The sequence below is a fragment of the Mesonia oceanica genome, from assembly GCF_902499555.1.
GTDB classification, from domain to species: Bacteria; Bacteroidota; Bacteroidia; order Flavobacteriales; family Flavobacteriaceae; genus Mesonia; species Mesonia oceanica.
The window spans coordinates 357,316-370,905 of sequence record NZ_CABVMM010000001.1; the positions used below are offsets into that span (position 1 = coordinate 357,316).

The following is a 13,590-nucleotide window of genomic DNA, read 5'->3' on the forward strand; positions in this document are numbered from 1 at the left end:
TTTGAGCAGTACCAAACTTAACGAATTTTTAAAACATTAACTAACAGACGGTAGTTTTAATAGCTAAATGGCGTTTTTTTTATGAAAAAAATTAACAATTCGGTGGTTACCATCGGTACTTTTGATGGAGTTCACTTAGGGCATCGAAAAATTATAAAAAGATTGGTGGAAGCCGCTCAAGATTCCATATTAGAATCTGCAGTACTTACCTTTTTTCCCCATCCAAGAATGGTATTGCAAAAAGAAGTAGGTATCGAGTTAATTAATACCATTGAAGAAAGAAAGCAAATTCTACTAAATACCGGAATAGATCATTTAATCGTATATCCATTTACTAAAGAATTTTCAAGATTGTCTGCTAAAGAATATATTGAAGAGGTTTTGGTGAAGAAACTTCACGCCAAAAAAGTAATTATTGGCTATGATCATCGCTTTGGTCGAAATAGAAACGCCAATATTGAAGACCTCAGAAAGTATGGAAAAGAATACGGTTTTGAAGTAGAAGAAATCTCTAAACAGGATGTAGATGAGGTGGCTGTAAGTTCTACCAAAATTAGAAAGGCGCTTCAAGAAGGAAATATAGAAAAAGCAAATTCCTATTTAGGAAGTCACTTTTTATTAACGGGTAAGATTGTAAAAGGAAAAGGTATTGGTAAAGATTTAGGATTTCCTACGGCCAATTTAAAAATTGAAGAAGCCTATAAACTCATTCCTAAGACCGGGGTGTATGTGGTAAAAGCTGAAATTGATAACGAAGAAGTTTTTGGGATGATGAATATTGGTTATAATCCTACTGTAGGCGGATCAGAAAAAACCATAGAAACCTATTTTTTCAATTTAGATAAAAACCTGTATGGTAAACAACTTCAAATAAAAATGCTAAAACGCATTCGGGAAGAAAAGAAATTTAGCGGTCTTGAAGAACTTATCAAAGCGATGAAAAAAGATGAAGAATTTTCTATAAATTACATCAATCAACTTAAATCTTAATCAAGTGCTTAACAAATGGTTATTTCAGCGGGTAGATAATAGTTCTTTAATTGTTTTTAGAATTATTTTCGGAATATTAATCACAGCTGAAGCTTGGGGCGCTATTTTTACCGGTTGGATTCGCAGGACACTCATAGAACCGCAATTTACCTTTAACTTTATTGGTTTTGATTTTTTGCAACCGCTTCCCGGAAATTGGATGTATGTCTATTACGGGGTGATGGGCTTTTTTGGAGTATTGGTAACTATTGGTTACAAATATAAATGGAGTATTTCTGGTTATACGCTTATGTGGACGTGCGTTTACTTGATGCAAAAATCCAGTTACAATAACCATTATTACCTCCTTATTCTTATTCTGGTTTTTATGTTACTTGTGCCGGCAAATACGTATGCTTCGGTCGATGCAAAACTAAATCCAAAACTCAAACAAATCTCGATGCCGCGTTGGGTAGTTTTGTTTATTGTGTTTCAATTATGGATTGTCTATACCTATGCTTCCGTCGCTAAACTTTACCCTGATTGGTTAAGTGGAGAAGTTCCGGCAATGCTCATGAAAAACAAGAAAAATTATTGGCTCGTAGGTGAAATTCTTCAACAAAGCTGGGCGCATTATGTAATTCTTTACTTCGGTATTTTATTCGACTTACTCATCGTCCCTTTATTGTTATACCGAAAAACCAGACTTCCTATGTTCTGTCTGGCAATTTTCTTTCATCTCTTTAATAGTTATGTTTTTAGAATTGGGATTTTTCCATACTTATCGTTAGCCTTTTGTCTGTTCTTCTTTTCTGCTGAATTGGTACATCGAAGATTTCTGCCCAAAAAACCATTTTACGATAAAGAAGAAGTTATCGTGCCAGAACACCGTAATCTGCTCATCGGAATTTTTTGTTTTTGGTTTCCATTTCAAATTTTAATGCCCTTAAGGCACTGGGTGATTAAAGGTGATGTGTTATGGACAGAAGAAGGCCATCGGATGAGTTGGCGAATGATGTTACGCAGCAAAAGCGGAACAGCCTCCTATAAAATCGTGAATAAAACCACGGGAGAAGTCAACTACGTAAAAAAAGGAGATTACCTTAGTCGAAAACAGATTCGACAAGCAAGCACTAAACCCGACGTTATTTGGCAATTTTCACAACGATTAAAAGAAATGTATGCCGAAAAAGGAGAAGAGGTTGAGATTTATGTCAACGCTAGAGTGAGTGTAAATCATAAAGATAGAAAACAGCTTATTGACCCTAATGTAAATATGGCAGAAGCCAAGTGGGATTATTTCTTTCATAATGATTGGATTTTACTCCATGAAGATGAAGATTAGTTACACCGAAATAATTAACTTTGAATCCTTAATTAAACAGAAAAATTCAACCCTATGTTACAAGTAGCTCATATTAGAGAAAACAAAGAGGTTTATGTACAAGCTTTAAAAAAGAGAAATTTTGAAGCGGAAAGCATTTTAGAGGAAGTAATCACCCTAGATGAGGAACGTCGTTCAACGCAAACCGAATTAGACAATACCTTAGCAGAATCGAATAAGCTTTCCAAAGAAATTGGGTTGTTGTTTAAATCGGGAGAACACGAAAAAGCCAATAAGGTAAAAGAGCGAACCGGAGACTTAAAAGAAAAGTCGAAAGAATTAAGTGAAAAGTTGAATTCAGTTTCAGAACAACTCAATCAGCTTTTATATACCATTCCCAATATTCCGCACGAATCAGTTCCTGCCGGAAAAGATGAAGAAGATAATGAAGAAGTTTACAAAGAAGGCGATATCCCGGTCTTAGCAGAAGGAAGCTTGCCGCATTGGGAGTTAGCTAAAAAATACGACTTGATCGATTTTGAATTAGGAAATAAAATTACAGGAGCCGGTTTTCCCGTTTATAAAGGAAAAGGAGCTCGGTTACAACGCGCTTTAATTACTTATTTTCTAGATAAAAATATAGAAGCCGGTTATACCGAATATCAAGTTCCATTAGTGGTGAACGAAGAATCGGGTTACGGTACAGGACAGTTGCCCGATAAAGAAGGACAAATGTACCATGTGCAAAACGACGATTTATATTTGATTCCAACTTCAGAAGTGCCACTTACCAATATGTTTAGAGGCGATTTGTTAGAAGAAAAGCAATTGCCCATAAGCTGTACCGCTTTTACCCCTTGTTTTCGGAGAGAAGCAGGTTCTTATGGAGCGCATGTTCGTGGCTTAAACCGTTTGCATCAATTTGATAAAGTTGAATTAGTAAACTTGGTAAAACCGGAAGATTCTTATGCGACTTTAGATAAAATGGTAGAGCACGTAAAAGAAATTTTAAAAGAATTAAAACTTCCGTATCGGGTGTTAAGACTTTGCGGTGGCGATTTAGGATTCACCTCGGCATTAACGTTCGATTTTGAAGTGTTTTCTACAGCGCAAGACCGTTGGTTGGAAATTTCTTCCGTATCCAACTTTGAAACTTTTCAATCTAACCGATTAAAAGTACGTTACAAAAACAAAGAAGGGAAAAAAGAATTGGTGCATACCTTAAATGGAAGCTCTTTAGCTTTACCTCGCGTTATGGCCGGTATTTTAGAAAATTACCAAACCGAAGACGGTATCAAAATTCCAGATGTGTTAGTGCCTTACACCGGTTTCGATATGATTGATTAAAACTTTTTAAAAAAGTTCCTTCCCTTAGTAAGGGAAGGTGCCGAAGGCGGAAGGGTTCTAACTTCAAGCAGAAGAGTTTAAACTCTAAAAAGATAATTTCCATTAAAAACAATAATTCAAAACGCATTTTTTACTTAATTAACAAAAATAATATAACGTAATATACCCTATATAGGGTATTGAAAGGTATGTTTTTATCCTTTAGTTTTGGAGTGTAACTTTTATATGTAGAATTTTATTAACTTTAAAATCACAATGATGAAAAAATTACTTGGTTGCTTTTTTGTTTTAACAATGTTCACGCTTAGCATAAGCTGTTAGGAAGAAGAATTTACAGATATCCAGGCAAGCTCTTCCTCGAATAAAGCGATGGATTTTGGCTCACATAGCGAAAATGCTATGTCTGATTTTCAGACCGACAAAGATCGTCCACTTAGCGACGCATATTATAGGGACTATGTAGAAAAGCGCAATGAATATGGGGTTTCCTACACGTATGGGATCATCTCTGTCAATCCAAAAGATTACGCAACTAAAGCAGATAAACCCATCTCTTGGATTCCTGTTCTGTAATCAATGTTGACGCTCAACAATCCACTAGTAAAAAAAGATATTTATTTGATATTATTACATTAGGAACAACAAAGTTACAAATTGATGCTAAATTAAGTATACCTGAAAATGAGGGTGATGAATATGGAGTTAATCAGGTTACTTCGCATTTGTCTGGAATTACAACTCCAGTAGCTGAATGGGAAAAGACCAATTTTGATATATCCGAAGATTATGATGGAAATATTCGAGTTCAAGTTTATGGTTTTTTAAAGCAGGGACTAATGATTAGTGGCTGGGGAATATATTCCGAGGTAGGTTATATTTTTTAGTTAATATTCGAGAAAGATACAGGAGAATTATTGAGTGGGCAGCCAACTTATACAGATTAATTTAATTTTATAAACATGAAAAATAATTTATCTACTTAATGGCTAGTAGTAGGTCCAATACTTATACTAACATTAATTATAGTGTCAATTATTATGATTGTCCGGTTTTACTTTCTTATGGTAAAATTATTAAATTTAAAGATCAAGGAACTAAAAGATAAACAGAATGACCGTGAATGATTTTAGTATAGGTTTACTATTATGGCAAATTATTAATTTCGTTTTACTTGTTATTCTTGTAGTACTTATTTACAAGTTGTTCAAGTTTTTAAAAAAGAAATTAAAATAGAGTTTTTGTAAATCTACGGACTGATTTAGCAGTCCCTTTATATAATAAAATTTTGGGCCATAATTAGTTATTTAAAGTAGAAAAACAATCAAGAGTTTAGCGCACTATTTGAGCAAGATGTGTATGGTCAGACCGTATGGAGAAGTAATGCTTCAATAATATAAAAGCAAATTAAAACATGAGAAATACTTTTGGAGAAATATGGCTAGTATTAGGTCCAATACTTATACTAACATTAATGATAGGATCAATTATTATGATTGTCCGGTTTTACTTTCTTATGGTAAAATTATTAAAGTTAAAGATCAAGGAACTAGAAGATAAACAGAATGACAGTGAATGATTTTAGTATAGGTTTACTATTATGGCAAATTATTAATTTCGTTTTACTTGTTATTCTTGTAGTACTTATTTACAGGTTGTTCAAGTTTTTAAAAAAGAGATTGCTGTAAAATCATATTTCTTTTGGCGAAAAAGAAACCGAACCTGAAAGGGTTTTAACCTCAAAAAGATAATTTCCATTAAAAACAATATATCAAAACGCATTTTGTTATCTTAGCGAGATGCGTTTTTTAATTATCTTATTTATTACACTTGGTTTAAGTGGGTCGGTTTTTTCACAATCAGAAGAAATCGCCCAAAACTATTTTGATCAAGGCGAATACGAAAAAGCCAAATCGGTTTACCAACAACTGTACGAAAAAAGCAACGGCAACCTCAACTATTTACAAGGTTTGGTAAGCAGTATGCAAGAATTAGAACAATACCAAGAAGCAGAAAAATACCTTTTAGATTTTACCCATCGCAATAGTGCTTACCCTAATTTATTGGTAGAGCTTGGGCATAATTATCAATTGCAAGAACAAACGCAAAAAGCAAAAGAATACTACCAACAAGCCATAGATAAAATAGATAAAATTCCCAATTACGCTTATACCGTTGGAAAGGCATTTCAGAAATATAACTTGTTGGAAGAAGCTGCGTTGGCTTATGAAAAGGCACTGGAAAAACAGTCCAATCCCAACTTTATTATTCAGTTGGCAAGAATTTACGGCGAACAAAGAAAGTTAGAAGAGATGTTTGGTACCTATCTTGACCTTATCAAACAAAAACCGGAATATTTTTACGCCGTTAACCGAAATTTTTCAGAATATATTACCGAAGATGCAGCCAATGAACCCAATCAAGTCCTTCGGAAATTATTGCTAAAACGTATTCAACAAGAACCCGATTTATTTTATAATCAGATGCTCAGTTGGTTATTCACACAGCAGCAAGAATATAAAAAAGCGTTTATTCAAGAGAAAGCCATTTACCAACGTTCACCAGATAAAAGTCTGCGTAAAATCACTGAACTGGCAGAAATCGCTAATGAAAGTGGGGAGCCGGAAACCGCAAAGGAAATTTTAAATTATACCATAGAAACGGCCGATATAGAAAGCGAGAAGCTCAACGCTTATGAGTTGCTATTGGCCATTGAAATTGAACACATTTCTTCCGAAGATCAAAAAGCAGAAATCGATGAGCGTTTCCAAGAAGTATTTCAACAATACGGAAAAAACAGAAATACACTTGGGTTACAATTACAATATGCCAAATTTTTAGCCTTCAATGAGCATCAAAATGAAGCAGCGAAAACGCTATTAAGAAACGCCTTAGAAGAACGGATTAGCCGTTTTGAAGAAGCTCGTACCAAAATGGTGCTGGCCGATATTTTAGTCTTAGAAGAAAAGTTTAACCAAGCCCTTATTTATTACAGTCAAGTACAAAATTTGGTGCAAAATAACGAGTTAGCACAAGAAGCCACCTTTAAAGTCGCCAAAACCAGTTACTATAAAGGCGATTTTAAATGGGCACAAACCCAATTAAAAGTGCTAAAAACCGCTACGAGTCAATTAATTGCGAACGATGCCCTTCAGTTAAACCTATTAATTTCAGATAATTCACAGGAAGATTCTACCCAAACCGCTTTAAAACTTTTTGCGAAGGCAGATTTATACAGCTTTCAGAAGAAAGAAGAAAAAGCCTTAAAGCTGTTAGATACGATTTTACTTCAGCATAAAGGCGAAAAAATTGAAGACGAAGCTTTGTTAAGAAAAGCGCAACTTTTTGAAGAATTGGGAGAATATGAAAAAGCAGAAAAAAATTACCAGCAAATCATTCAATATTATGCAGACGATATTTTGGCCGACGATGCTTATTACTATTTAGCTGAACTCTACCGAAATCAGCTTAACCAACCTGAAAAAGCCAAAGAAAACTACGAACAGATTATTTTCAATTTTGCCGATAGTATTTATTTCGTCGAGTCCCGAAAAAAATACCGCATATTACGTGGCGATCAAATAGAATAATGCAATTTTGCAGCTTTAAATGTTGAAGCTATGATTATTTACAATGTAACCATCAATGTAAGTGAAGAAGTGCACGACGAGTGGCTTACTTGGATGAAGCAAGAACACATCCCGCAAATGCTCGATACCGGCAAATTTATAAACGCTATAATGACCAAAGTTTTGGTAGAAGAACCTATGGGCGGCGTTACCTATTCGGTACAATATAAAGCCGAAAGTAAAGCAATGTTAGAGCGTTATTATCAAGAAAATGCCGAAACACTTCGTGAACAATCAAAACGTTTTAAAGACAAAACCGTGTTTTTTAGAACCGAACTAGAAGTCATTTCTGAACAGTAGTTTTCAGTTGAAGTTGTAATTAACACTAAAGTGTGTCGTTACCCATCTTGTCACACTGAGCGGAGTCGAAGTGTTAATTGAGGAACAAATCTTCAAAATATTGAAAATTAAAGCTATAGGAGATTCCGGGTCAAGCCCAGAATGACGATGATTTATAAAATACGTTCAGAAAAATGAAAAAAAAGTATTCCCATAAAAAGCAGAAATCTACTAAAAAGCAATATGCTTCAGATCCTGTAAAGGCCAAAAAACATTTAGGGCAGCATTTTTTAAAAGATGAAGAAGTAGCTGAACGAATTGGCAATACACTAACCTTAAACGGTTACGAAAATGTATTGGAAATAGGTCCGGGAACGGGAGTGCTTACCAAATACATTTTACAGAAAGGGAAAAATGTAATTGCAGCCGATCTAGATACCGAATCTATCGAGTATTTAAACCAATCGTTTGCGTTAGACCACCCTTCTATTTCTACCGAAAATTTTCAGGTCATAGAAGCCGATTTCCTAAAGATGAATTTAGAAAAACTCTTTAACGGAAAAGCTTTTGCCATCACTGGAAATTTTCCCTATAACATTTCTACCCAAATTGTTTTCAAGGCTATAGAAAACCGAGACTTAGTGCCGGAGTTTACTGGGATGTTCCAAAAAGAAGTAGCGCAACGAATTTGTGAGAAAGAAGGTAGCAAAACCTACGGAATCCTTTCTGTGCTAACCCAAGCCTATTACGATGCAGAATACCTCTTTACCGTCCCGCCAACGGTATTCAATCCGCCACCAAAAGTAGATAGCGGAGTCTTACGCTTAATTAGAAAAGAAGACTACAGCCTGCCTGTAGAACAAAAATTATTCTTTAGAGTCGTAAAAACAGCTTTTCAACAACGAAGAAAAACGTTAAGAAACAGTTTAAAAAGCTTTAACCTTAGTCTACAATTAAAAGAAGATAGTATCTTTGGGCAGCGACCCGAACAATTATCGGTGCAGCAATTTTTAGAACTCACCCAAAAGATACAACACGATGCAGTTTCAGATTAGTCGGGAGTTTATAGAAAAAATTGAAAACCTTGTTGAACAAAAAAACAACAAGGAACTACTGGTGCAATTTGAAAATATGCACCACGCCGATATTGCTGAAACCCTAGAAGACCTCTCCCTCGACGATGCAACCTATGTGATAAAATTGCTTGAAAGCGATAAAACCGCAGAAGTCTTGATGGAGTTGGACGAGGAAGATCGTGAAAAAGTCCTCAATAACCTCTCTGCTAAAGAAATTGCTGAAGAGATTGAAGAAATGGACACCGATGATGCGGCCGATATTGTTGGTGAACTTTCCCCGGAAGTAAAAGAACTGGTGATCTCTCATATTGAAGACGAGCAACACGCCGACGATATTGTAGATCTCTTGCGTTATGAAGAGAATTCTGCGGGAGGGTTGATGGCAAAAGAGTTGGTGAAAGTCAATGAAAATTGGAGTGTTACCGGCTGCATGAGCGAAATGCGACAACAAGCCGAAAATGTAACCCGCGTTCATTCCATTTATGTAGTAGATAACAAAAACAAACTCAAAGGAAGGCTTTCCCTAAAAGACTTAATTACCGCCCCGAGCACCGCACAAATTAGCGATGTGTATATCGCTCAAGTAGATTATGTTTCAGTCGATACCAAAGGTGAAGAAGTAGCCCGTATTATGCAGAAATACGATTTAGAAGCTATTCCTGTAGTTAACGAAATGGGCAAGCTCGTCGGGCGTATTACCATTGACGATATTCTTGATTTTATACGGGAAGAAGCCGAAAAAGATTACCAAATGGCGGCCGGTATTTCTGAAGATGTAGAAGCAGACAGTAGCATTTGGCAACTTACCCGTGCGCGTTTACCTTGGTTAATCCTAGCTCTTTTAGGTGGTTTTATAAGTGTAAACGTCTTAGAAACTTTTGACGAAGCGATGGAAAAGCACGGAGCTTTATTCTTTTTTGTGCCATTAATCGCCGCTATGGCAGGAAATGTAGGAGTACAATCTTCCGCTATTGTATTACAAGGTTTGGCCAATGGTTCATTACGGGGATCTTTATTAAATCGCTTGCTGAAAGAGGTGCTGTTAAGTCTCTTCAACGGATTTGTCTTAGCGGGATTGTTAGTCTTGGGCGGAGTTTTCTTACTCAATTTGGACTTTGATTTTGGCTTAACGGTTGCTATTTCCCTAATTTCTGTGATCATTACGGCCTCCCTAATCGGTACGTTTGTGCCCATTATTTTAGACAAACAAGGCATCGATCCTGCGATGGCTACAGGGCCATTTATCACCACCAGTAACGACATCTGCGGTATTCTCATTTACTTCTCCATCGCCAAATGGATCCTTGGTTTTTAAAAAGTTTGTTTTAGCGTGACCCTCACGGGTCGGGCTATTCGCTATATCTTTTTTGCTTGTCACTCCGATTTCAACTAACAAATCATTCATATGCAAAAAAGGATGTCGCTACTATCCCTCACGCAAAATAAAACGAGATAAATACCTGCAAGTTTTTTAAATATTGCTGGGAAGGATTCTTTTATCTCCTTCTATTTCTAAGGGAAGGTGCCAAAGACGGAAGCTTTTTTAATCAAAATATTCCTACATTTGAAGAAAAGCAAAGAGAAAATGACACCTATTCCTTTTCAATATGAAATTGAAGTTCAGCCGGAACATATCGATGACCTAAAACACGTAAATAATGTAACGTACTTGCAATGGGTGCAAGACGTGGGTGAGAAACATTGGAATTTAAAAACTTCAGAAGAACTAAGAGAACGAGTAGGCTGGGTTGTACTTAATCATTTTATAGAATATAAAAGTCCCGCTTATTTAAACGATAAAATCATTTTAAAAACTTGGATAGAAAGTCACCAAGGAGTAAAAAGTGAACGTCGGGTAGAAATTATTCGAAAAGAAGACAATAAAATTTTGGCACAGGCCAAGACTTTATGGTGCCTGATAGAAAAACAAAACCATCGTCCCACACGCATCACTCCAGAAATTACAGATCCTTTTTTTGAAGATTAGTATATACTGGGGGTCGCCTTGAGCAGGGTTAAAAGCTTTTATCAATCTCGACTCCGCTCGATTTGACACGTAAATAATAGTTATAGTTCAAGTTCAATAATATAAGAAAATGAAAATCCTTCACCTCGACAAAAATCATCCTTTAATCATTCAACAATTAGAGGACTTAGGATTTACCAATGAAGAAGATTATACTTCCTCCAAAGAAGAAGTATTAGAAAAAATTGATGCTTATGATGGAATCATCATTCGTAGTCGATTCAAACTCGATCAAGCATTTCTTTCTGCAGCGAAAAACTTAAAGTTTATCGGTCGGTTGGGAGCAGGATTAGAAAATATTGATACCAAATTCGCTTCGGCGCAAGGTATTCAACTCTTTTCAGCTCCGGAAGGTAATCGGAATGCTGTGGGAGAACACGCCTTGGGAATGCTGCTTTCATTATTCAATAAACTAAATAAAGCCAATCAAGAAGTAAGAGCCGGTAAATGGTTACGGGAAGAAAATCGAGGCGTAGAATTAGAAGGAAAAACCGTAGGAATTATTGGCTACGGAAATATGGGGAAATCTTTCGCTAAAAAACTACAAGGATTTGATGTTGAGGTGTTGTGTTACGATATTCAAGATAATGTGGGCGATCCATTCGCAAAGCAAGTGAATTTGGAAGAATTTCAACAAAAAGTAGAAGTACTCAGTTTACATACGCCTTTAACAGAAGCAACCAATGATATGATTGATGCTGATTTTATCAATTCATTTAAAAATAATTTTTGGTTTATCAATACCGGGCGCGGGCAAAGTGTAGTTACTTCAGATTTGGTAGAAGCCTTAAAATCAGGGAAAATTCTAGGCGCGGGGCTCGATGTGTTGGAATATGAAAAAACATCCTTCGAAAATTTATTTACTTCTGCAGCGCAAATGCCGGAGCCTTTTCAATATTTGATTCAAGCCGAAAATGTATTGCTTTCTCCACACGTTGCCGGTTGGACGGTGGAGAGTAAACGAAAATTAGCCCAAGTGATCGTTGATAAAATTAAAGCGAATTTTGGTTAACTTTCTTAAAATGAAAAAAACAGTTCTTGTTTTTGCTGCTTTAATTTTTTCAATCTTATTGTTATTTCGGTTAGGAGAATATTCACTCATCACCGGGAATGTCACCATCGAAATTATTATGGCTGTTGTTGCCTTTGTCTTTTTTGGAATTGGGGTGGTATTAAACAAAAACAGTCTTCAGCAGAAAAAAGAAATTCAACCTCAACCCAAGGTCGATTTCAATAAAATTGAAGAATTGGAAATTACCAATCGGGAATATGAAGTTTTACAAGCGGTTGCTAAAGGTTTATCGAATAAAGAAATTGCCGAGAAATTATTTCTTTCAGAAAGTACTATAAAAACGCATGTTTCCAGTTTACTTTTAAAATTAAATGCAAAACGAAGAACGCAAGCGGTCCAGATAGCAAAAGAGCTTCATATTCTTTAAAATTGCCATTTTATACCAAAGTATGAGCGATTTGGTACTTTAGTATGAGGCTTAAAAAGAGCTTTCGATATAGCTTTGAAACAGAAATTTTAATTGATTAATCTATGAAAAAAGTAATTTTAAAATTTGGCGTTTACGGTTTATTAACGGCTTTAGTTCTGTTTTTATTGGTCTTATGGTTGGGCATGAGTTTAAGTTATTCCATTCAAGAAATTGTGGGTTATGCTACGATGTTGGCCTCGCTTTCTTTTATTTTCTTCGGGATAAAACATTATCGGGATCGTGTTAATAATGGTGAAGTATCTTTTGGGAAAGCCTTACTTATTGGTTTAGGAATTGCCGTTTTGGTTGGTGTTGGCGTTGCTATTGCAGATTATATTTATACGGCAATTATCAATCCCGATTTTGTAGAAGAATACACTGCTTATTCAATAGAAAACTTAAAAGAAACCGTTCCTCCAGAAAAATTTGAACAGAAAAAATTAGAATTGGAAAATGAAGTCAAATCGATGGACAGCTCAGGAATTTTAGCTTTTGTGATGTTTGCTACCGTCGTAATTATAGGCTTTATTATATCTTTAATCTCAGCATTGATTTTACAAAGAAAACAATAAAATATGCAAATTAAAGCAGATTCAGTCGAAGAGTATTTAGCAAAAGTCCCTGAAGAACGAAAAGGAGCATTTGCCAGGTTACGCAAAACAATTATCGAAAATTTGCCTTCCGGTTTTAAAGAATGCATCAATTACGGGATGGTAGGTTACGTGATCCCAAAAAGCATTTACCCCGACGGTTATCATTGCGACCCTAGTCTGCCCTTACCGTTTATGAGTATTGCTAATCAAAAGAATTTTTTGGCACTTTACCATAGCGGAATTTATGCCGATGAAAAATTGCTCAAATGGTTTCAACAAGAATATCCAAAACATGTGAAAACCAAGTTAGATATGGGCAAAAGCTGTATTCGCTTTAAAAATGTAAAGAACATTCCGTATGAATTAATTGCAGCGCTCTGCCAAAAAATGAGCCCGGAAGATTTTATAGCTATTTATGAAACTAACCTTCAAAAGAAATGAAAAAAAGAGTTACCGGCTTAGGTGGATTTTTCTTTAAGTCTGAAAATCCTGAGGCTGCTAGAAATTGGTATAAAGAACACCTAGGTTTAGATACAGATCAATATGGTTGCACCTTTTTATGGAAAGATAAAGAAGGCAACGATTGTTCAACCCAATGGAGCCCGATGGATGAGAAAACCGAATATTTTCAGCCTTCACAAAAACAATTTATGATGAATTTTCGGGTAGAAAATTTAGACGATTTGTTAGCTGCTTTGAAGGAAGAAGGCGTAACCATTGTTGGCGAACCGGAAGAATACAGCTACGGGAAATTTGGATGGATTTTAGATGCTGAGGGTAACAAAATTGAACTTTGGGAACCCAAAGGCGATGCTTTTTCATAAGCGTATTTTATATTTCTATATCGTTAAAAAATCCCAACATTATTG

15 protein-coding genes are annotated in these 13,590 nt (G+C 35.6%); all 15 read left to right on the plus strand.

Annotated features, from left to right (window positions below; genetic code table 11):
* Window positions 1-81 precede the first annotated feature (81 nt).
* The 15 genes from FVB9532_RS01625 to FVB9532_RS01690 all read left to right on the plus strand — a co-directional run bounded on the left by FVB9532_RS01625 (window position 82) and on the right by FVB9532_RS01690 (window position 13,545).
* A complete protein-coding gene (locus tag FVB9532_RS01625; RefSeq protein WP_150543465.1) occupies window positions 82-990 on the plus strand; it encodes a bifunctional riboflavin kinase/FAD synthetase in 909 nt (302 codons plus the stop codon).
* 4 nt (window positions 991-994) lie between these two features.
* Complete coding sequence (locus FVB9532_RS01630; protein WP_150543466.1) at window positions 995-2,314, plus strand: HTTM domain-containing protein; 1,320 nt, start codon at window positions 995-997, stop codon at window positions 2,312-2,314.
* Window positions 2,315-2,368: 54 nt separating this feature from the next.
* Window positions 2,369-3,640, plus strand: a complete 1,272-nt coding sequence (gene serS, locus FVB9532_RS01635) for a serine--tRNA ligase (RefSeq protein WP_150543467.1) — start codon at window positions 2,369-2,371, stop codon at window positions 3,638-3,640.
* A gap of 399 nt (window positions 3,641-4,039) precedes the next feature.
* Window positions 4,040-4,213, plus strand: a complete 174-nt coding sequence (locus FVB9532_RS19385; RefSeq protein WP_194716460.1) for a hypothetical protein — start codon at window positions 4,040-4,042, stop codon at window positions 4,211-4,213.
* Entirely contained in the window at window positions 4,195-4,524 is a 330-nt protein-coding gene (locus FVB9532_RS01640) for a hypothetical protein (protein ID WP_150543468.1), read from the plus strand. Before FVB9532_RS19385 ends, FVB9532_RS01640 begins: the two co-directional genes overlap by 19 nt.
* A gap of 912 nt (window positions 4,525-5,436) precedes the next feature.
* Window positions 5,437-7,227 (plus strand): tetratricopeptide repeat protein, encoded by a 1,791-nt coding sequence (locus FVB9532_RS01645; RefSeq protein ID WP_150543469.1) that lies wholly within the window; start codon window positions 5,437-5,439, stop codon window positions 7,225-7,227.
* Window positions 7,228-7,257: 30 nt separating this feature from the next.
* The gene (locus tag FVB9532_RS01650) at window positions 7,258-7,566 is read left to right on the plus strand and encodes a DUF4286 family protein (protein WP_150543470.1); all 309 of its coding nucleotides are present in this window, start codon (window positions 7,258-7,260) and stop codon (window positions 7,564-7,566) included.
* A gap of 173 nt (window positions 7,567-7,739) precedes the next feature.
* Window positions 7,740-8,600 (plus strand): 16S rRNA (adenine(1518)-N(6)/adenine(1519)-N(6))-dimethyltransferase RsmA, encoded by an 861-nt coding sequence (gene rsmA, locus FVB9532_RS01655; RefSeq protein WP_150543471.1) that lies wholly within the window; start codon window positions 7,740-7,742, stop codon window positions 8,598-8,600.
* Window positions 8,584-9,936: a magnesium transporter gene (gene mgtE, locus FVB9532_RS01660; RefSeq protein WP_150543472.1), complete on the plus strand. Its 1,353-nt coding sequence runs from the start codon at window positions 8,584-8,586 to the stop codon at window positions 9,934-9,936. The genes rsmA and mgtE overlap by 17 nt, the downstream gene beginning before the upstream one ends.
* A gap of 249 nt (window positions 9,937-10,185) precedes the next feature.
* A complete protein-coding gene (locus FVB9532_RS01665) occupies window positions 10,186-10,608 on the plus strand; it encodes an acyl-CoA thioesterase (protein WP_228482232.1) in 423 nt (140 codons plus the stop codon).
* Between the two features lie 109 nt (window positions 10,609-10,717).
* Window positions 10,718-11,659, plus strand: coding sequence for a 2-hydroxyacid dehydrogenase (locus tag FVB9532_RS01670; RefSeq protein WP_150543473.1), 942 nt, complete (start codon window positions 10,718-10,720; stop codon window positions 11,657-11,659).
* Between the two features lie 10 nt (window positions 11,660-11,669).
* On the plus strand, window positions 11,670-12,086 hold the full coding sequence (locus FVB9532_RS19955) for a response regulator transcription factor (protein ID WP_150543474.1): 417 nt from the start codon (window positions 11,670-11,672) through the stop codon (window positions 12,084-12,086).
* Window positions 12,087-12,190: 104 nt separating this feature from the next.
* Window positions 12,191-12,700, plus strand: coding sequence for a DUF4199 domain-containing protein (locus FVB9532_RS01680; protein WP_150543475.1), 510 nt, complete (start codon window positions 12,191-12,193; stop codon window positions 12,698-12,700).
* 3 nt (window positions 12,701-12,703) lie between these two features.
* Window positions 12,704-13,162, plus strand: coding sequence for a DUF1801 domain-containing protein (locus FVB9532_RS01685; RefSeq protein WP_150543476.1), 459 nt, complete (start codon window positions 12,704-12,706; stop codon window positions 13,160-13,162).
* Window positions 13,159-13,545 carry a VOC family protein gene (locus tag FVB9532_RS01690; RefSeq protein WP_150543477.1) on the plus strand — a complete coding sequence of 129 codons (387 nt, stop codon included), beginning with the start codon at window positions 13,159-13,161 and terminating at the stop codon, window positions 13,543-13,545. The genes FVB9532_RS01685 and FVB9532_RS01690 overlap by 4 nt, the downstream gene beginning before the upstream one ends.
* Window positions 13,546-13,590 lie beyond the last annotated feature (45 nt).